Origin of the sequence: Methanococcus aeolicus Nankai-3 (assembly GCF_000017185.1) — an archaeon.
Classification (GTDB): domain Archaea; phylum AGJL01; class Methanococci; order Methanococcales; family Methanococcaceae; genus Methanofervidicoccus; species Methanofervidicoccus aeolicus.
Map to the genome: position 1 here is coordinate 962,612 of NC_009635.1, position 20,634 is coordinate 983,245.

Genomic DNA, 20,634 nt, shown 5'->3' on the forward strand with positions numbered 1-20,634 from the left:
TTATAGTCAATCTTCGAACAATTCCTGTAATGCATAGTTAAAGAATATAAAATCTCATATTACGATACAACAACAGAGGAATTTATTTACAAAATCTTCGATTTTGTACAAAATCCTAAAAGGATTTTGTTTACAAAAGCTATGCTTTTGTATAAAATCCTAAAAGGATTTTATTCAATAATTAGGACTGCCATTGAAGATTAACTATTATATTCAAACATTTGAACTATTGTATAAAATTTAATATATAGTCTTGATATGAACTAAACATAATTGCAGTAATTATAAGCGAAATGAATAACATAATTAAACTTGGAGCATACAGCCCAAAGCTTTCTTTCATCGGTTTAATGTTACATTCCTCTGATTCACTATAACATATTTGAATAATTTTTTTAGAGAATCCTACAATTACCAAAATCAATGCAATAATAAATAAAAATCCCACTGCATAGTAATGTCCAGTAAATGCTCCAAATATTATTAATAATTCACTTAGAAACAATCCAAACGGCGGAAATCCTGAAATACCAATTGCCCCAAGCGTAAATGCAAATGCTGTTTTTGGCAACAATTTAAAGAAATTTTTTACTTTGGATATATCTTTTGTGCCATATTGAAGAAGCATATTTCCAGTAGCTAAAAACAGAGCACATTTAATAAGTGAATGATTTATCATGTGGAAAATCGACCCAAGCAATGCTATACCTCCAATTCCAGCCCCCAATACTATAATACCCATGTTTTCAATACTAGAATATGCAAGCAATCTTTTATAATCCTTTTGAGCAGGCATAAATGCAGCAGCCACAAATACAGAGAATAAACCAAGAGCTATCATCATTTTGCCTGTAATTTCTCCCAAATTAAGATATCCTGCAAGAACATTGATTTTATATATGGGTAAGAAAGCACAATTTAACAGAGCTCCCGAAAGTAGTGCCGATGCAGGACTTGGAGCTTCCCCATGAGCATCTGAAAGCCAGATATGCATGGGAGCTAAACCAACTTTTGTTCCATATCCTATGAGTATAAACACAAATCCAACTAAAAACCACAATGGATTTATTGTTCCAGTATATGCCATTAGATTAGAGAATAAAAGCCCAGAAACTTGAATAGGCTGTGTAAACGATTGTAATATAATGAAAGAGCCCAATAATGCAAGTGAAATTCCTACGGAACAGGTAATAATATATTTCCATGTAGCCATGACTGAATCCCTTGTTTTATGCAAAAATATCAGCGGAGCACTTGAAATTGTTGTAGCTTCAATAGCTATCCATGTAAGGATTATATGGTCAGAAATTGCCGTCAAACTCATTGCAGACACAAAGAACAACAGCATAGAACTGTAAATATGTTCTGATTCATAGTTGGAATTTTTAAAGTAGTCTATGGAATAATATGACACCATTAAAAATAATAACGAAATTATACCAAGCACTATTTTTCCAAGTGGTGTGATAAATATATAATTTTTTAACAATATTACTTGGCTAGGTTCAATAAATATATATGCTGTAATAATAACCTGAATTATTGCTGCTATAAATGGAATATATCTTGTAAGCTTTCCCTTTATAAAGTAGGCAATAACCCCAGCTAATGCAGGAATTATAACTACTAATTCATCCATCTTATTCGCCTCTATATCCATACATTTTAATTAAATTATTATAATGATTTTTGCAGTCCGTTATTCTTTTTTGTAGTCTTCGGTAGTGTAAAGTTTGTTAATTTGATTAATAATTATTGTCATAAGCATTACACAAATTAGAATATCCAAAAGTATTCCAAATTCAACTACATATTGCATATTTTTTCCTATCATCAAACCAACAATAGATATGCCATTTTCAAGCATTAAATAAGAAGATACTTGTGTAATTGCCTTTTTCCTAGCCATTAAAAGAAATAGTGCTGGAATTATTGTAGTCATACCGCCAATAAACAATAATTTTTCGGAAATATCGAAATTCAAATATCCTGACCATATAGATGCTATACCTATAACGATTAATCCAAAAAATAACGATGTTTGATATCCAATTAATGGATTGAGCTCTCTTTTAATATTTCCTTTTCTCGTTGCATACATTAAAAAACTCGGTATAAAGAAAGACCGTATTACCAAAGTGCTCAAAGCTATAATAAGTCCGTAGGTAGTTATTTCTCCACCTCCAATAATTATTGTAAGAACGGAAACTAAAAAACTTTGAACCGCTATTGTTTTAACAAGTGAAAATAATCTGTGTGTATTCAAGGTCAACAATACGGTTCCGATTATGGCTGCAATAATTAATTTTTCATAATATAATATTTCAATCATTACCTCACCCCGATAGAGAATATTAGTGCAAGTGTAGCTAAGGCGAATGATGACATTAGGAAAGATGTATTTCTAGGAAGTTTATATCTAACTCTGATAGATTCCATAATTCCTACGGCAAAAGCTATTACAAATATTCCAATTATAAATGCCAAATAATTTAAAGCCCCAATTCCAAAATCCACGGGAAATATTAATCTTGAAAGTATTCCACTAAAGAATAGGAATTTTAAAAATGTTCCTAATTCCATTAATCCCAAATCAGGACCACTATTATCTAATATCATTACTTCGTGAATCATAGTTAATTCTAAATGTGTATCTGGGTCATCTATTGGTTTTCTTGCATTTTCCACAATTAATACCATAAATAATACAATTATTGATATTATGGCAAATATTCCCGCTTGATTCCATAATGTTTGAGCCCCTACACTACCCAACATGTCCAACAGACTGGGAGCTCCTGTAAGTTTTATCACCAATATGAATGTCATAAATAAAGAGCCTTCTGCCAAAAATGACATAAATGCCTCTCTACTAGCGCCCATTCCTTCAAATGAAGAAGCCGTGTTTAATGAGCTAAGAAGTAGAAAGAATCTACTTAAAGCAAATAAATACACCACCATAATAAAATCATATGCAAATGAAATTACTGGTTTTTCTCCTGCGATTGGAAAAAATAGGAGAGCCAATAAATATATGCTGGATATAATTAAGGGTGCAAATCTAAATACCCAGGTTGTGTTTTTACTGTATACCAGTCCTTTTTTTAAGAATCTTATTAAATCATAATATTTTATAAATACAGAAGGTCCTTTTTTACCCGCAGATAATGCCTTTACTTTATCAATCACACCAGGAAACAGCGGAGCAAGTGAAACCGTAAGTAAATAATATATTATAGATTCCATCTTACCACCACATTATTAAATAAATATATGATAGGAGAAGCGATATGATTATAATCACATATCCCATATAATAGTTAAAGTTTCCATCTTTAAGATATCTAATTACCGATAATCCAACTGAAATAGGTTTTATTAATAGTAATTCAAATACTGCCTCAGCCAAGTCTTTACTATGTGAATGATATTTGGCTTCATGTGGGAATATTCCCTTGACAGGTTTTTCATGGGTTTTTATAATTACAAATGGTTTGAAGAATTCCACTATTGGACTAGCATATGATGATGCCGTATATTGCATCTTTGAAGTTGGATTACTGTATCCACAATCCCATGTGTATCCATCAACAATTTTGTTTTTGTAATATATCATTCTCAATACAACGAATAGAGATACCAAAGCTATTAAAATTATATAAACACCTGTTAGATTTGGAAATACCGATAATTGAGAGCATGCTGTAATTCCTGCAAGATTTGAACTATTTGCTATTTTTATAATTGGATTTACGAACAATATCGGAAAAATACCTATAATTATACAAATTAAAGCCAGTAGTATTTGAGGAACGCTCATAACATGTGGAGACGCTTTGGCATTTGCTGATGCCTTTGTTTTAGGAGCTCCTAAAAAAGATATTCCCAATACCTTGGTGAAACATGCCGTTGCAAGGCCTCCAATAAGTACTAATGCAATGATGCCAAATGTAGATGCTATTAATAATCCAACTGAGTCATTAAGTCCATTGAAACCGCCCATATATATTAAAAGCTCACTTACAAATCCATTAAATGGGGGTATTCCCGATATTGCAAGAGAACCTATAAGGAAAACCAAGCTTGTTGTAGGCATTCTCTTCATTAAACCCCCCATCCCTTCCAAAGAGTGTGTTCCTGTGGATTTTATCATCGCACCTGCGCCCATAAATAATAATGATTTAAATAGTGCGTGATTTAGAATGTGGAGGAGAGCTCCTGCAAATCCCAACAAGGCTATGGTTTCGTTATGATAATATTTTCCAATTAATCCAATGCCCAAACCTATCAATATAATACCTATGTTTTCAATACTAGAATATGCAAGCAATCTTTTAATATCGTGTTGGGCAAGGGCATAAGCCACCCCAAGAATTCCAGATAAGATACCTAATATTAACACCATATATCCAATGTAAATATTATTTATTCCAAGAAGCAATATGAGCATTATAATTCCATAAATACCCATTTTAATCATAACACCAGACATTACTGCTGAAACATGACTTGGTGCCACAGGATGTGCATACGGTAGCCATGAGTGAAATGGAAATACTCCTGCTTTTGACGCAAAACCTACAAATCCAAGGAGAAATACTGCTATTTTTAAATAATCTGGCATGTTAGAAAATTGGTCAAAACTGATAGAACCAGTAGCCACATATGCCAGGGCGAATGATGCGAATATAAACATTCCACCTGCATGAGTATATATTAAATAGATATATCCTGATTTTCTAACTTCCTCTTTGAATCCGTCAAACATGACTAATAGGAATGATGAAATGGACATTAATTCCCAAAATAATAAGAAAATAATACTGTTGTTTGAAATTGTAACTCCAACCATTGAGGCTACAAGCACTGCAAAATTTAAATACTGAAATCCTGTTGCTAATTTTCTTTTTTTGTCGTCCATATATCCATAGCTATAAATTGCAGCCATGATAGAAACCAATAGCACGACAGCTGAAAAGAACATTGATATTGGATCTATTTTAAAACTTATTGGAATTATGCTTTCAACCAAATATGTAAGTTCATAAGATTTGTTATTTAATATTACCATAATTGCATTATATGTTCCAAATAATGAGCCCATTGAAATAATCAATATTGAAATTATTTTTGATAATTTGAACCATTTTGAAAATAAAACACCCAATAATCCACCCAATACAATAATTGATATACATATTAACATATTATCTCCAAATGGTAATTGTATAGCATTTAACCCAATAGTCATATTGGTGTTAAATCTAGATTCTGCCATTACAGGAGATATAAATGCCAATAATATGGCCAATATAACAAATATACTTATTGATTTAACCTTTAAATTTAATTTTGGTTTTATAATATCCATCTTAACCACATCTTTTAACTTTGTATGGTTATTCAGGTTATCATACATAATATATAACTGTTTCGAAAGTTAAGAATTATTTAATGTAGTTAAACATAAGTTTAATAAAAAAAAAACTAATAAAAAATTATGATACGATCAGAAATAATTTACACTACCATATCTATGTCGCTGAATACTGTATTTTATTAATATGAACAATATATATTATTAAGAACTTTGGAGAACAAACTTTCTAAACATACCATAAATAAAGATATGGCGTCAAATAAAAAATAAAAATAATTTATTTATTGAATAATGGCAATACTATCGATTAATCCATCAATATTCACAGTTTCTACAATTTCCCCACCACTAAATAAAGCCCTTTTAACATCTTTAACATGTTCTTTTGTTAATAAACCAAATTCAGATTCAAATCCATCTTTTAATATTTTTTCAATGGTTTCATTGTCTGCATTTTTAACGAAATCCATAACTTTTTTAGAATCTTTTTTAAATTCTGGACCTATTTTTGATTTATTTGGTATGATTTCAGATATTTTATGCTCCAATTCTGGTTTTCCATTTATTATTTTTAATTCATTTATATTTAGAGTTCCTTTTATATCTTCTACAACTTTTAATAGTCCCTCATAATCATGGTTGTTGGTGTATATCTCAACGCGTTCCAATGGAGCATTTAAAGGCATTCCTTTATTAGATTTATATCTTCTTATTGAAACTATGGTATTTTTAGCAATTTCTCCATCGTTTTCATTTTCTTGGCTTATGCTGTTTTTATCCACTTTGCACCATGACCCATGTAAGTCATCGATTTTATATATTTCTCCCACAATATCAGAGAAGTGCGGAGTAAATGGTGCCATAAGCTTTAATACGGTTGTAATTACTGTGTATAATGTATATTGGGCATTGAATTTACTAATTTTTGCCTTTTCGCTGTCCTCTTTGTTGTATAATCTGTATTTAACCATTTCAATATAGTTATCGCATAAATCATGCCATACGAATTTTTCAATATCTCCAACTGTGTTAAATTTATAATTTTCCAAATCATTTGATACATTTTCAATTAATCTATTTAATTTACTTAGTATCCACAAATCCACAGGATTATCTACATTTACACAATTACATGGATTAGATATTTCAACATCATTGCCACCAACGATTAATTTAATTTTAGAATCATTTATGCTATTTTTAATGGTTTCAATGGTTTCGTCATCTAAATTCATCTTTGCAAATCTTGAAGCGTTCCAGAATTTTCTTAAAAATCTATATCCGTAATCCACTTCCTTCCATGCAAATGGAACATCATTTCCAATTGTGCTATTTGATGCCCACAATCTAAGTGCATCTGCCCCATAGTCTTTTGTAATTTCAAATGGCTCTACTACATTGCCCCTACTTTTACTCATTTTATGGCCATCTTCACCAAATACCATTCCATTTATTACAATTTCATCCCATGGTTTTTTATCTGTGAGTGCAATTGATTTTATTATGGTATAAAATGCCCATGTTCTTATAATATCATGTCCTTGTGGTCTTAATTGAACGGGGTACCGTTTATTAAAGAATTCATTGTTTGTTTCCCATTCTGTTATTGCCATTGGAGTAATAGAAGAATCCATCCAAGTATCCAATACATCTGTTTCAGGAGTTAAATTTTTATTTCCACATTTACATGTATATGGGCATTCTTTTGTTGGATCAATTGGCAAATCTTCCTCCTTAGCTACAATTACTTCCCCACAATCTTTACAATACCATACTGGAATTGGTGTAGCAAATAATCTTTGTCTGCTTATGCACCAATCCCAACCCATGTCTTTAATCCATTGTAATAATCTTGTTTTCATATGTTCAGGAGTCCATTTAATTTCATTTGTGGCTTTTTCTACCATATCAAGTAATTCCTTTACATTTACAAACCATTGGTCGCCCACAATAATCTCAATTGGAGTTTTACATCTCCAACATACTCCAACATTTTGTTCCAATGGGTCTTGTTTTATTAAATATCCTTCCTCTTTCAAATCATTTATTATTTGTTTTTTTGCGTCCTCGGTGGTCATTCCTGCATATTTTCCACAAATCTCGGACAATTCTCCTTTTTCAGTTATTGCCTCTTTAACTTCCAAATTATGTCTATTTACCCATACAACATCTGTTTTATCTCCGAATGTACATACCATTACAACCCCTGTTCCGAAGTCCATTTCTACATCTTTATCGGGATATACTTTTACTTCATGATTAAATAATGGAACTTTAACTGTTTTTCCAACTACATCTTCATATCTTTTGTCCTCAGGATTTACCACAATACCCACACAAGCCGCCAATAATTCTGGTCTGGATGTGGCTATTTCTAAATATTTATTTTCATCTTCGGCATATGTGAATTTTATATGATTTAAATATGATTTTCTATCTTTATATTCAACTTCGGCAAAGGCAATTGCTGTTTGACATCTTGGACACCAATTTACGGGGTGCTTTCCCCTATAAACTAAATTATCTTTATGCATCTTTACAAATGCCGTCTGGGATTTCTTTACATATTCTGGACTCATTGTTATATATTCCCGATCCCAATCAATAGATATACCGAGGGAATTAATTTGTTCCCTCATTTTTTCAATATTTTCGTCGGTTAATTCAATACATAATTTTCTAAATTCATGCCTATCTATATCTGTTTTTGTTATTCCGTGAATTTCCTCAACCTTTACCTCTGTTGGCAATCCATGGCAGTCCCATCCTTGCGGAAATAACACATCATAATTATTCATTCTTTTAAATCTTGCTATTATGTCCATGTAGGTCCAATTTAAAGCATGCCCTAAATGCATTCTTCCCGTTGGATATGGTGGCGGGGTATCTATAATATAAGGCGGTCTTTTTTCATCATCATCAAATTTATAAATTTTTTGTTCCAACCATTTTTTTTGTATTTCTTTTTCAATGTTTATATCATATTCTTTATTCATTTCCATGATTTCCCTCGTGCTTAGTAATTTTATATAGTTGGCATAAAACTATAAAATTAAGATATGCAATTAATATATAATAATATTAGTATATTACTAAAATATACCATCAAAATATAAAATAATAACTATTATTATATTTTAGAAACATTGTGATTATATAATAATATATAATATTATATATTTAGTTAAATAGATAACCGAAAAGTATATATATGATGAATGTATATGTTAAGATGCGAGTAGAAGAGCAGGGGTTGCCAAGCCTGGCCAACGGCGCTGGACTTAAGATCCAGTCTCATAGGAGTTCGGGGGTTCAAATCCCTTCCCCTGCATATTTTCGAATGAAATAAGAAAATCGTAGAAATTTTCAAAGGAAAATTTCGAGATTTTTTTATAGGCTATAATATTTATTAATTTAAATTTATGATTATAATTTAATATATATTTGATAAAATAGTAAAAATAACAATTTTATAAGAAATAAATAATAAAAAAATAAAAATAGTTAAATGGTCGGGAGCTCCCAAACCCACAATATTATTTAATTCTTTTTAACTCCTATTTTCAAATTATAAACTTCACCGTTTGGTGTTTTTATATTCCATTCTTGAATATTATCACATTCAATAGTAGGCTCAAATGTTCCTCTTACTTCTTTTTCTATGTCTTTTAATGCATCTTCATTAAATTCGATGCCTTCCATTGTTATCTTTATTTTTTCCTCAATGTCTAAATCCATATCTTTTCTCATTGATTGAATTCTTCTTATTACTTCTCGTTTAAGTCCATCTTTTATAATTTCTTCCGTCAATTCTATGTCAATATAAACACTTCCTTTTCGGAGCTCCATACCAACAATGTTATCAGGAATATCTATTTTAAATTCAACATGTTCTGGTTTAATTGTAAATCCATCTATTGTTATTTCTCCCTCTGCCAATTTATCCTTTAATTCTTTTGGATTTTGAGAGTTTAAAATTTTTACAACAGCTGGAACATCACTTTTAAAGGAAGCCCCTAATGTTCTGAAATTTGGTTTTAACGATATATTTCCTTCAAATTCTTTAACTTCTATATTTTTAACATTTCCTTGTTCCTTTATAATATAATGATATTTATTTACAATATCCCCAAGTTCATTTGGTAATATTATTTTTGATATTGGATATCTAAGTGTGTATTTTACCTTATCTCTTCCTTTAAGTATTGCATCTACAATTTCCCTTGCTGTTTCAATACCTTCTTCTACCTCTTTATTTATGTATTCCTCTTCGACCACAATTTTTGTCATGAATATACTTTGTGGCATACCCTCGATTTTCAAGTTTTGATATATTTTTTCGCTTATATGTGGTGCAACTGGTGCCAATATTACGACCAATTTCATTAACACATAATAAAGGGTTTGATATGCTGAAAGTTTGTCAGGGTCTTCTTTTTCCATCCAAGTTCTGTTCCTTATAAGTTTAATATACCATCTACTTAAATCATTTAATATAAAGTCCCTAACTTTCCAAGTATATTCGTGAAGATGCGGAATCTCTAAAACTTCAATTGCTTCTTTTGTTAAGGAGTTTATTTTACTTATTATCCATTTATCCTCATCTCTTAAATAATTGAAATATTCCTCATTTGGACTGAAATCATCAAGAACCATATAATTAACTGCAAATGAATAAGAATTCCAAAGAGTATTAAATACACTTTTTACATCATTCATTTCACCAATTGAAAATCTTAAATCCTCCCATGCCTTATTTGCACTAAGTAAATAAAATCTTAATAAATCAGCTCCAAATTCCTCAACAACATCATCAGGATTTACCACATTTCCAATACTTTTACTCATCTTTTCCCCAGTTTCGTCGAGGGTGAATCCATGCATCATACATTTTTTATATGGGATGTCATCGAATACAATTTCACTAAGGGCATGTTGGGAGTAAAACCATTTTGTAACTTGGTCATTTCCTTCTACAATGAAATCTGCCTTTTTTAATTCTTTTGCATTTATTGAAGCGTAAGGAGCTAATCCAGAGTCATACCAAACATCAAGAACATCCGGAGTTCTTTTCATTTCACAACCGCAATCACATTTCATTATAATTTTATCAACGGTTGGTTTGTGTAAATCGTCATTAATTGGAATATCATTTATCATTTCCTGTTTTAATTCCTCAACACTTCCAATTATTTTATATTTTCCACAGTCCTTATTTTCACAAATCCAAATTGGAAGTGGTATTCCCCAATATCTTTGTCGGCTTATATTCCAATCCCCAACAAATTTAACACCATTTATATATCGAGTTTCTACCCAGTTTGGAACCCAGTCAGTGTTTTTAGCATGTTCTACTATATTATTTTTAATTTTAGAAATATTTAAAAACCATTGTTCTGTGCTTCTGAATAATAACGGGGTTTTACACCTCCAACAGTGCGGGTATGTGTGCTTTTTCTTTCCGGCATTTACTATTAAATTTTTATCAGTTAGGGTAGCAATTATATCTTCATCTGCATCTTTTACAAATACTCCTTTCCATTTTCCCTCTACATATTTTCCTTCGTCATCAATTGGAGAGTAAATTGGTGAATTATATTTTTTACCAACTTCAAAATCCTCCTCCCCAAATCCTGGGGCAGTATGAACTAACCCGGTTCCTCCGTCTAAACTAACATGCTCCCCCAATACTATGGTATGAACTTTTTCTAATTGGAAAAACTCTTTTTGTCTTTCATTTTCTTCCAATAATGCAGGAACATATTTTATTCCCTCTAATTCTTTCCCTTTTACCTTTTTAACTATGTTGTATGACTTAATATTATTTTGTTTTTTTGCCAGTTTAATTACGGCTTCAACTAATGCTTCTGCAATTACCCATGTTTCTTTTCGTTCATTGTCAAATATTACTTCAACAAATCCATAGTCAAATTCGGGATTTACGGCAATTAATAAGTTTGATATTAATGTCCATGGCGTAGTCGTCCAAATTACAAAATATGTATTTGGGTATGAATTATCATCGGCCACTTTAAATTTAACATACACAGAAGGGTCTAAAACATCTTGATATTCTCCCCTTACCTCGTGTTCTGCCAATGAGGTTTCACATCGTGGGCACCAATATCCAACCCTTAAATCTTTTGATAATAATTCTTTTTCGTGGGCTCTTTTTAAACTCCACCAACCAGCTTCAATATAATCATTTTTAATTGGTAGATAGGCATTTTCCCAGTCGAGCCATATTCCTAAATTTTTAAATTGGTTTTCCATTACCTCTTTATTATTTAAGGCGAATTCTTTACATTTTTCAATAAATACATCAGTTCCTACTTTTGTTTCGATGTCCTTCTTTGATTGCAAATTAAATTCATGCTCTACCTTTACCTCAATAGGTAGTCCATGCATATCCCAACCTGCTTTATCAAGCACATTGTAGTTTTGCATTCTTTTAAATCTTAATACGGTATCTTTTATTGTCTTATTCCAAGCTGTTCCCAAATGTATGGACCCAGAACAATATGGCGGACCATCTACAAAATAGTAATCTGGATAATTTTCATTTAATTTTTTTACTTTTTGGTATATCTCATTATTTTCCCAAAATTCTTTTATTTCTTTATCCATCTCTCTAAAATCTACTTTCCCTTTTATCTCTTTCATCAATTCACCTATTAGTATTATTTTTATTTTTGACTATTTGATTTGGATTTAGGTTTGGATTTAGGTTTTGAACCTCTTTTTCTATCATATTTTGGTTTTTTAAATTTATTTGACTTATTTGATTTGGATTTTTCTTTTTCTTCGGCATCTACTTCCATTTTACTTTTATAGTATCCTTTCAATGATGGCATTTTTGGAAAGTCTTCAATAAGGTATTTGTATGGCTCATGCCTTTCACTTATAATTGTAATATGGGCAGGAGGGTGGATTTTCCTTATTTTATCAATTGCTCTTGGGGCATTTTCTTTTATTTTAACCAAACATGCATTTATACATGGTTTCTTAATATCTCCCAATACATATTTTAAAAGTTCATCAGCTGCCTCAGGAACCATAATTTTAGGTTTTCCTTCTATTGTCAATTTAGCATGCCTGTGGATATCTGCCAGTGCATTTTTAATTTTTTCGTAGTTGTCTCCTCTTATGAGTAATAGCACCATATTAATTCACCGTGTTTCGTTGTGATGGATTTACAATCCAGCATTAAATATGTATTTCGTATAGATATTATGGAGCTCCGTAAATAATATAGTAAATCGACGGACATTTGTCATAAACTCCATTATGTATTAACCTTAATTACAGTTTAATTACTATTTAGAACATTATATATCCTTAATTATTTAGAACCTATAAATGACAGTTAATTGTCGATTCACCATATACTCCGTAAATCTATATTATCGTAGTTATATATTATACATCATATACAACACTATCTTTTTTAAATGTTTTTAATTGTTGTATGTTCGGAGCTCCGAAAAATATATCATTGTCGAGCTCTTTTAAAATTTTTTCAACAGTTTGTTTTAGTTTTGGGAGCTCCTCTTTAATAATAAACCATGTAGTTTCATAATCTACTCCAAAGTATTTATGAATTAAAATATTTCTAAATCCGATTATTTTTTCCACGGGATTTCAGAATATTCCTCTCTAATCTCAACGGGCACATATTTTGATGCCTCGCCTATTATTTCTAAATTTCTTGTAATGGCATCCACTAAAAGCTCATTTTTAATAAAATCTTCAAATTCAATATTGTTTATCCATCTTTCTATTTTACTTGCAGAATTTAAGATGTCCCACAAAAATTTTTTAGCATCCCTTTTCAGGTAAAATCTACGATTTTACTACTCTACGCTTCGCTCCGATAGACATATATTAAATCCTCCTCAATAGATTTTTTTAAATAAGGATTTTGTATTGATTTTTTAATTATTAAATCAACCTCAATATTAAGTATTTTTTCTAAATATTCCTTTAAATCAACTATATCTAAGCCGATAGGTTCATAAAATTCAATTAAAATATCTATATCCGAAGTTTCCTTCTGCTCTCCCCTCACATAACTGCCAAATATTCCGATTGTTTTAACTTTATATTTTTCTTTTAGTTCTTTTTTATGTTCTAAAAGTATCTTTTTTATTTCGTTTAATGTTTTCATATTATATCACTTCGGAGCTCCGATAAATCTCAAATAAAAATATTAATTAAATTTTGTTCCCATAGGTATTTAAATATTCTTTAAGTATAAATGGAAAATCTTTTGCCTTAACAAATCTAAGCCCCAACCTTTGAGCCCATTTTTCAATACCTTCATCACTTGCAACAACTGCGGCATCGAGCTCCTTGGCAAGTAATAGTACATCTAAATCTGGGGCACTATCAAGAGTGCCCGTTCTAAGTGCAGTTCTATATTTATTTCTAAAAGATTTTACTGTTTTTGATAGCACCTCATCAGTATGTTCTTTATGTGTAGCATTGGTATCGACATTCTTTGTATTTTTTGTATTATCATTTTGATTAGAATTACACCCTTTTATAGATAAATAGGATACTGATGCGGATTCATACATTGCATTTTCCCCTATTCTCATACCTTTGTTTATTCTCTCCCGTATATCCCTTATATATTCGTACAACAATTCAGCGGGAAGTTTTATTTCATATCTGTTGGGCGTTTTTTTTACAAGCCATGTATCTACTTTTATTATGGTTTCTTTTGGGCAGTTTTCTCTTTTTAAAAACCCAATTAATTCATCATATACACTAGGATAAGGAATATGGCAAGATATTCCAAGATTAACCCGCGAGTCGGCAATTAAATCAAGCATTATTTTAGTTGATTCCGAAATGCCATCAACCCCAAGGGAGCTCCTTACTTCTGTATCAGTAATTGCAGTTGTATCTATACAAAATCTTTGTTTTTGCATCTAATCACCATAAAAAGAAATAAAAAATAAAAATAAGAAATAAAAGCAAATCCTACGGATTTTTTCGAATTCCTAAAATATTTATTTTTGAAGGATAATTCATAATATATTTTGAAATAATATCTTCTTCAATTCTTGCCTCTAATTTCGATATAATTCGCTCTTTATAGTGTTTTGAAAATCCATATGGTAATTTTTCCTTAATTTCGTCAATTGTGTTAAATGGCCGGTATTGTTCTAATAAATTTGCCAACTTTTCAGGAACATATTTATTTAATTCATATTCATTTACAGTCTCCAATATTCTATCTTCAAACCGCTTTAAAATAATATCTTGTATATTATATTTCTTTAAAATATTAATCGTGGTTTCAGGTAACATATCCCCAATATCTTTAAAATTTCCATTAAATATATTTTCTCTTATTTTTGTGCCCGATATTCCTTCGATTCTTTCTATGAATAAGAATTTTGGATTAAACTTAATATTACTATTATTTTTACTATTCCATTTATTATTAAGCTTATAAATGGTATTTGACATTGATGCTATTACATAATTATCTATTTCAAGCTTTTCCCCAAGGAGCTCCCCTGTCTCCATACATTTTATTTTATATGGCTTTACTTTTATATGGTTCTTAGCATTTATACAATTTATAACTTTATCCATTGTTTTTTCTGGAATATATCCCCTTGGGATAATTTCTGCACCAATTGTTTGGAACGCCTTTATAATACATTGCATATATTGACCAGAACCCATAATTCCCATTGGAGGACCTTCTACCACAATATCGGCACCTGCTTCTATTGCCATTTCTGCCCTAATATATCTATTTACAAAATAAGGGATTCCTCTTCCACTTCTTTCAAGCGGTGCAGGTAAAACACTTATAAAAATACCTTGCTCTTTGCCCCTTTTTAAACAATATTTATGTCCATTATGAAGCGGATTATATTCTGTAAAATCGGCTACAATTTTTGTTGGTTTTCGGAGCTCCGAGTTTTCGTCTTTTATTTTATCTACTATTTTCTTAAATTTATCAATATTGGCCCCATCTTCCGAATTTAAATTAGAATTATGGATAATGTCTTTTCTATCTTTTAAAAAATTGATTAATTGAATATCTCCCATAACAACACCGAAAAATAAAATATATTATAGTATTATTGATAATAACATTATTTTTTATTTTATTATCTTATTATCTTATTATTGTATAAGAATATTGTATATTATTAACATATCCAGTAGTGCAAAATAAATCACTAAACCATAATGTTTATATATTATGAATGCATTTGTTATGTTGTGGAAGTATCACGGGCAGGAAAGCTTAGAATACTAAACAAAGTAAATTGCATTGGACCCATGGTCTAGTTGGCTATGACATCGCCCTTACAAGGCGAGGGTCGCCGGTTCGAATCCGGCTGGGTCCATTATTTTTATATGTCATAACATTTATTAATTTAGATATATTATTTTTTATTTTTTTTATTCTCTAGTATTTTCTCGGAGCTCCTACAACCTTAATTATATTTTTTTATTTGTAATTAAATATATTTATAGTATAAATTACAATAATATCCACAATACACAAAATGAGGATTGATATTATGGGACTAATGGATACAATAACAAATATCTTTAAAAAATCCCCAAAAATACATTATGCCAAATCCAAATCGGTCGATGTTTTTGAATTGAATAAAAATCCACATTATGTCGTGGCTTCTGTGGAATTAGGAAACACCACAGTTAAATCCATCATAACTGGAACTAATATGGAAACTGGAACAACATATTTAATGGGCAAATGTGTTAAAATGACCAGAGATGTGAGGGCACCAAAAAAGGGAGAAGAAGTATTTGGTAAAACGCTATGGGGTGTGGAGCTCACAAAAGAGGCAGTTTCTGACATGGTAACAGAGGTATTGTTGGGAGCCCTGAAAGATGCAAATTTAAAAATAGAAGATTTACATTTTGTTGTTAGAAGTACGGGCGTTACGGCGGGATTTGCATCTCCTGATGAAATAACAAATATGATTGTTGCTCTTGCAGATGGTTGTTTAAAGGCAAAAATACCACCTTCAAAGATGGCCCCTGCAATGACTAAAAACCAACTTCCAAAACCATTTGATAAATATAGTTTAATGGATAAAATTATATTTGATGGTGCTGTAACGGGCGTAGTTCCTCCAACAGGAAAAGAATGCGTAGCAAATGAAATGGAAGGAGAATTGGTTACAGCAGGATTAAAAGTTGGAGCAAAATGGACAGAACTTGATTTCAGAAATCCATGTATGAGTATAGATTTTGGAACCACACTTGCGGGAAGAATTACAAATGATAAGTTGCCTTATGCTAATGTTGTTGGTAATTTATGCGGTTTGGCTGGTGCTGTTGCCGATGCCATTGTAAGGGGGAGCGGATTAGTAGATAAAAACAAAGGAGCCGCAATTGACATAATGAAAGAAAAAGGGAAAGTAAATAAAAAAATTGCCGAAAAATATGCCGAAGAAGCTCACAGCTACATAATTGTATCCGAAGTTCCAGAAAATAGAGATAGATTTGGAACAGTTCCAGTAGTTCCAGAAAGTGCTAAAAAGGCAGGCACAACGCTAATAGGCTGTGATGTAGGCGAGAATGGAAGCGATATTCCACAATTAGAAGCAATTGGTAAAAGAATTATGGAAGAAAGTAATATTCCAACATTATTATATACACTTGATATTGTATCCGCAGATATCACAAAAAGATTAGTGGAGTTAGCACATACAAAAAGATTAGTAAATGAAAAAACAGCAATTGGAATAACTGGTAGAGCTGGTATCACTGGAGAAAAACCAAAATTAATAATTGAAAAATTAGGGGAATTAAATATTTGGGATAAGCCAGAAGACCATGTTGTATTTATCGAAGATGGTCTTGCATTGGGTTCCAGTATAATGGCACGATGTATGAATTGTTTAGGAACTCCGAAAAACCCCGTAGGAGGAAATCGGGGAGATAGATGTATATTGGGAGAAAGAAGAAAGTGGCAAAAACAGAAAGGAATGATAAAATAAATAACATAATTATTAAAAAATATTATTAAATTATTTTTTTAATATTTTTACATATATATGTTATGGAGCTCCATGACCCCCAACTATTTTTTTTAAATATCAACCAGTTCATCTTTAATTTCAATACCTTGCTCTTTGAACCATTCGACATATTTTTATCTGGTTTGGCAATATGCATAAAAAGCCAACCTACAAGAAATGAAATTACATTATTAAAATCTTTTTCAGAGCCATTTTCAATTTCGGGTATTTTTTATGGTTTTCACGGTGGGAGCAATTGTATTTTTCCATTTTATTAGCATAATATCGCCAAAAAATAAATATTTATCCCACATATGAAAAATGAGAGCTTCTAAAAATAAAAAAAATATCCATAATAAAACAAAATATAAAATTAAACTATAAAAAAATAAAAAAATAATTTATTTGAAGTATCTTTCCAATATTCCTTTTAACATTTTAGCATGTCTTGCTTCATCTCTACTTGATTCATCAAAGAAATCATGAGCTGGGTCGATATCTAATTCTTTTGCCTTTGTTGCAGCAGCCTTTTTCTCATTGTTTGCCATACATTCTCCATTGTACATCATTTCAATGTTTTCTTTTAAGTTATCTGAAATTACCCCATTCATTTCAGCAAATTTAGCGGCATGCTCAGCTTCTTCAAATGCTATTGTTTTCAATACTTCTGCAACTTCTGGGAGACCTTCTCTCTGAGCTTGTCTTGCCATTGCCAAATACATTCCAACTTCTGCACATTCTCCTTTAAAGTTTGCTTCAACTTCTTTTTCTAAGTCTGTTCCTTTTGTGGTTCCTATTTTGTGTTCGTTTATTAATTCTACCATAAAATCACCTTTGTTATCGTATTGTATATATTTTATATAATTAATTATAATATATTTCGTATTGTGTTTTTATTATTTAATTAGAGAAATAAATACACCCTAAAAATAATAAAGAATAGATATATTATTCTATAGTTTTATTAGTATATTAATTTTCTGCATCTTTTAATTTTGCTGCCAATCTTTTACCCATATTGTAGCAATTTGTTAATTCATCTTCATTTGGAACATAATTTAATTCATATTTGTCCAATACTTCAAATCCACATTTCTGTATATCTTCTGCAAGGATTTCTGTTCCTCCCCCTTGTCCTCCTTTTGAACCAAATACAATAGCTTTTCTTTTCAATCCAGTTCTATTGAATCTTAATCCCTTCAAATAATATACTATATCCCCTAATGATGGATATGGTTCATCATTTATTGTAGGAGCTCCGAACAATACTGCCTTACTATCCAATATACTTTTTACAATTTCACTTCTTTCATCACTATGTAAATAATACATTTCTACATCAATTCCCCCACTAATAAGACCCTCTGCAAAAGCATGAGCCATTTTTTGGGTAGAATAGTGCATAGTATCATATACTATTGTAGCTTTGTCCTTACATACTCCTGTTGCAAAGTTTTGGTATGCACCAATTACTTTCATTGGGTCGGTCCATATTTGACCATGTGAAGGAGCAATCATTTTTATTTTTTCCAATAATCCAAGCTCAATTACTTCATTGAATTTCTTCAATACAAGTTTTGATAATGGAGTAATTAAGTTTGCATAGAATTTTTGGTTGGCATCCATTAATATATTTTCTGGAATTTCGTAATCATATCTTTGTGTAAAGCAAAGATGTTGTCCAAATGCATCATTTGAGAATAATATTCCTTCTTCCCCATATAGCGTAAACATACTGTCGGGCCAGTGTAATAATGGTGCTTCAAGGAATGTTAGCGTTTTTCCACCAATATCGATGCTTTCCAATGATTTAACTACTTTAAATGGTGCATCTTTTAATGAAGGATAATGGTTTATTAATCCTTCAACTGCTACCTCAGTACAGTAAATAGGCGCTTCTGGGAATTTTTTGTGAATTTCAGGTAATGCTCCGGAATGGTCTTTTTCAATGTGGTTTTGAACTATCACATCTATTTTAAATTCTTTTCCTTCTTTTTCACAGGCATCTTTTATTCTTCCCCACATTTGAGCTGATGTCCCCGGATATGTATTATCTATCAATACAGTTTTATCTTCTCCAAATACTATGTATGCATTATAGGTTGTTCCCTTTAATGTATATCCATGGTACATTCTAATGTCCCAATCCATTACACCTACCCAATATACTCCATCTGCTATTTTAAAAGCGTCTGCTTTCATTTTATCACCCTTAATTTACATAGATATTATATTTTTAATAATATATATATATCTGTAGGTTATACTCATAGGTCAGTTTTCATTTTACGATATAATATGTAGTATTATCGAATATAATAAGTTAACCGTGCGTATTTCGTCAATTATATTTTTAATTATACGAAATTCGAACGATTTTACAGAACCCCATAATTATTAAAAATAATTTTATTAAATAATATAAAAAATAAAATAGTAATTTAATAAGATAATAAAACTACATATATTGCAACTACCATATAACTTGTTTAAGGTTTAAACTCTATACCATCTTTTCTACAAACACTTTTACACTCAAAACATCGAATACAATCCTTTTGGTCGATATTTTTAGTTAGCTTTATTTGCATTGGGCATTTCCTTTCGCACAACCTACATTTTACACATTTATCATTTAGTTTTAATTTAAACAGAGATTTTATTGAAAGTATCGATAAAAATGCCCCAACAGGACATATATATTTACAGAAAGCTCGCGGAATAAAAAATGAAACTATTGTAAATGCCACCAATACTGCCAATGAAATTATATTTCCCGATATTCCCAATTCCGGTAAATAGGCATTATACGGACTTAATCGAATATAAATAAATATTACAAATAAAAACAACACCACATATTTTAAATATATTAATTTATTGTGGATGTTTTCTGGGAGCTCCGGAAGTTTTTTTAACTTAAACAATTTAACCCTCAGCATATAGCCGAGCTCGAATAGAAATCCCCATGGACACCACCAGCTACAAAATACTCTTCCAAAAATCAGTGTTAAGACAAGCACTACTATGGATATAACTATATAATTTTTTCCAATAGTTCCCGTAGTAATGAATGTATTTACAATTCCTATAAAAATTAAAAAGAAACTGCCCGATAGAATAAATTTTATAAAAAATGCTGTTTGAGATATTTTTCTTAATATTTGGAGCTTATCCATAGTTTCACCAAAAATATATTTGAAATGTTAGAGGAATTTATTATAA

Annotated in this window: 15 protein-coding genes, 2 tRNA genes and 1 pseudogene; 3 read left to right on the forward strand and 15 right to left on the reverse strand. The window is 30.6% G+C overall.

Annotation, left to right across the window (positions count from 1 at the left end; genetic code table 11):
- Positions 1-226: 226 nt before the first annotated feature.
- The 5 genes from MAEO_RS04725 to MAEO_RS04745 form a co-directional block, all read right to left on the reverse strand.
- Positions 227-1,639 (reverse strand): proton-conducting transporter transmembrane domain-containing protein, encoded by a 1,413-nt coding sequence (locus MAEO_RS04725; protein WP_011973651.1) that lies wholly within the window; start codon positions 1,637-1,639, stop codon positions 227-229.
- A 60-nt stretch (positions 1,640-1,699) separates the two neighbouring features.
- The gene (locus MAEO_RS04730; protein ID WP_011973652.1) at positions 1,700-2,332 is read right to left on the reverse strand and encodes a hypothetical protein; all 633 of its coding nucleotides are present in this window, start codon (positions 2,330-2,332) and stop codon (positions 1,700-1,702) included.
- The gene (locus tag MAEO_RS04735) at positions 2,332-3,246 is read right to left on the reverse strand and encodes a respiratory chain complex I subunit 1 family protein (protein WP_011973653.1); all 915 of its coding nucleotides are present in this window, start codon (positions 3,244-3,246) and stop codon (positions 2,332-2,334) included. The genes MAEO_RS04730 and MAEO_RS04735 overlap by 1 nt, the downstream gene beginning before the upstream one ends.
- 1 nt (position 3,247) lies before the next feature.
- The gene (locus MAEO_RS04740) at positions 3,248-5,371 is read right to left on the reverse strand and encodes a proton-conducting transporter transmembrane domain-containing protein (RefSeq protein ID WP_157196823.1); all 2,124 of its coding nucleotides are present in this window, start codon (positions 5,369-5,371) and stop codon (positions 3,248-3,250) included.
- A 290-nt stretch (positions 5,372-5,661) separates the two neighbouring features.
- Positions 5,662-8,382: a valine--tRNA ligase gene (locus MAEO_RS04745; protein ID WP_011973655.1), complete on the reverse strand. Its 2,721-nt coding sequence runs from the start codon at positions 8,380-8,382 to the stop codon at positions 5,662-5,664.
- A 244-nt stretch (positions 8,383-8,626) separates the two neighbouring features.
- Here MAEO_RS04745 and MAEO_RS04750 point away from each other — a divergent pair.
- Positions 8,627-8,711, forward strand: a tRNA-Leu gene (locus MAEO_RS04750).
- A 209-nt stretch (positions 8,712-8,920) separates the two neighbouring features.
- Here MAEO_RS04750 and ileS read toward each other — a convergent pair.
- The 6 genes and pseudogenes from ileS to MAEO_RS04780 form a co-directional block, all read right to left on the reverse strand.
- Complete coding sequence (gene ileS / locus MAEO_RS04755; protein WP_011973656.1) at positions 8,921-12,043, reverse strand: isoleucine--tRNA ligase; 3,123 nt, start codon at positions 12,041-12,043, stop codon at positions 8,921-8,923.
- Between the two features lie 23 nt (positions 12,044-12,066).
- Entirely contained in the window at positions 12,067-12,543 is a 477-nt protein-coding gene (locus MAEO_RS04760; protein WP_011973657.1) for a DUF356 domain-containing protein, read from the reverse strand.
- A gap of 256 nt (positions 12,544-12,799) precedes the next feature.
- Positions 12,800-13,191 (reverse strand): annotated as a pseudogene (locus MAEO_RS08150) (HepT-like ribonuclease domain-containing protein).
- A gap of 47 nt (positions 13,192-13,238) precedes the next feature.
- Entirely contained in the window at positions 13,239-13,547 is a 309-nt protein-coding gene (locus MAEO_RS04770; protein WP_011973660.1) for a nucleotidyltransferase family protein, read from the reverse strand.
- 46 nt (positions 13,548-13,593) lie between these two features.
- Positions 13,594-14,316, reverse strand: a complete 723-nt coding sequence (locus MAEO_RS04775) for an RNA ligase partner protein (protein ID WP_011973661.1) — start codon at positions 14,314-14,316, stop codon at positions 13,594-13,596.
- 52 nt (positions 14,317-14,368) lie between these two features.
- Positions 14,369-15,454, reverse strand: a complete 1,086-nt coding sequence (locus tag MAEO_RS04780; protein ID WP_011973662.1) for a nucleotidyltransferase family protein — start codon at positions 15,452-15,454, stop codon at positions 14,369-14,371.
- A gap of 231 nt (positions 15,455-15,685) precedes the next feature.
- Between MAEO_RS04780 and MAEO_RS04785 the strand changes: the two genes are divergently transcribed.
- Together MAEO_RS04785 and MAEO_RS04790 are read left to right on the forward strand one after the other, a co-directional pair.
- Positions 15,686-15,759, forward strand: a tRNA-Val gene (locus MAEO_RS04785).
- Between the two features lie 177 nt (positions 15,760-15,936).
- Complete coding sequence (locus tag MAEO_RS04790; protein ID WP_011973663.1) at positions 15,937-17,388, forward strand: methanogenesis marker 14 protein; 1,452 nt, start codon at positions 15,937-15,939, stop codon at positions 17,386-17,388.
- Between the two features lie 25 nt (positions 17,389-17,413).
- Here MAEO_RS04790 and MAEO_RS08035 read toward each other — a convergent pair whose 3' ends face one another.
- The 4 genes from MAEO_RS08035 to MAEO_RS04805 form a co-directional block, all read right to left on the reverse strand.
- The gene (locus tag MAEO_RS08035) at positions 17,414-17,566 is read right to left on the reverse strand and encodes a hypothetical protein (RefSeq protein WP_232202514.1); all 153 of its coding nucleotides are present in this window, start codon (positions 17,564-17,566) and stop codon (positions 17,414-17,416) included.
- 244 nt (positions 17,567-17,810) lie between these two features.
- Positions 17,811-18,233 (reverse strand): ferritin-like domain-containing protein, encoded by a 423-nt coding sequence (locus MAEO_RS04795; RefSeq protein ID WP_011973664.1) that lies wholly within the window; start codon positions 18,231-18,233, stop codon positions 17,811-17,813.
- 148 nt (positions 18,234-18,381) lie between these two features.
- Positions 18,382-19,611 carry an FprA family A-type flavoprotein gene (locus MAEO_RS04800; RefSeq protein ID WP_011973665.1) on the reverse strand — a complete coding sequence of 410 codons (1,230 nt, stop codon included), beginning with the start codon at positions 19,609-19,611 and terminating at the stop codon, positions 18,382-18,384.
- 287 nt (positions 19,612-19,898) lie between these two features.
- The gene (locus MAEO_RS04805; RefSeq protein WP_011973666.1) at positions 19,899-20,588 is read right to left on the reverse strand and encodes a 4Fe-4S binding protein; all 690 of its coding nucleotides are present in this window, start codon (positions 20,586-20,588) and stop codon (positions 19,899-19,901) included.
- Positions 20,589-20,634 lie beyond the last annotated feature (46 nt).

Bases quoted from the DNA above. Each gene is read 5' to 3' on its own strand.
- MAEO_RS04725 (WP_011973651.1), bottom strand. From the start codon at position 1,639: ATGGATGAATTAGTAGTTATAATTCCTGCATTAGCTGGGGTTATTGCC.
- MAEO_RS04730 (WP_011973652.1), bottom strand. From the start codon at position 2,332: ATGATTGAAATATTATATTATGAAAAATTAATTATTGCAGCCATAATC.
- MAEO_RS04735 (WP_011973653.1), bottom strand. From the start codon at position 3,246: ATGGAATCTATAATATATTATTTACTTACGGTTTCACTTGCTCCGCTG.
- MAEO_RS04740 (WP_157196823.1), bottom strand. From the start codon at position 5,371: ATGGATATTATAAAACCAAAATTAAATTTAAAGGTTAAATCAATAAGT.
- MAEO_RS04745 (WP_011973655.1), bottom strand. From the start codon at position 8,382: ATGGAAATGAATAAAGAATATGATATAAACATTGAAAAAGAAATACAA.
- ileS (WP_011973656.1), bottom strand. From the start codon at position 12,043: ATGAAAGAGATAAAAGGGAAAGTAGATTTTAGAGAGATGGATAAAGAA.
- MAEO_RS04760 (WP_011973657.1), bottom strand. From the start codon at position 12,543: ATGGTGCTATTACTCATAAGAGGAGACAACTACGAAAAAATTAAAAAT.
- MAEO_RS04770 (WP_011973660.1), bottom strand. From the start codon at position 13,547: ATGAAAACATTAAACGAAATAAAAAAGATACTTTTAGAACATAAAAAA.
- MAEO_RS04775 (WP_011973661.1), bottom strand. From the start codon at position 14,316: ATGCAAAAACAAAGATTTTGTATAGATACAACTGCAATTACTGATACA.
- MAEO_RS04780 (WP_011973662.1), bottom strand. From the start codon at position 15,454: ATGGGAGATATTCAATTAATCAATTTTTTAAAAGATAGAAAAGACATT.
- MAEO_RS04790 (WP_011973663.1), top strand. From the start codon at position 15,937: ATGGGACTAATGGATACAATAACAAATATCTTTAAAAAATCCCCAAAA.
- MAEO_RS08035 (WP_232202514.1), bottom strand. From the start codon at position 17,566: ATGCATATTGCCAAACCAGATAAAAATATGTCGAATGGTTCAAAGAGC.
- MAEO_RS04795 (WP_011973664.1), bottom strand. From the start codon at position 18,233: ATGGTAGAATTAATAAACGAACACAAAATAGGAACCACAAAAGGAACA.
- MAEO_RS04800 (WP_011973665.1), bottom strand. From the start codon at position 19,611: ATGAAAGCAGACGCTTTTAAAATAGCAGATGGAGTATATTGGGTAGGT.
- MAEO_RS04805 (WP_011973666.1), bottom strand. From the start codon at position 20,588: ATGGATAAGCTCCAAATATTAAGAAAAATATCTCAAACAGCATTTTTT.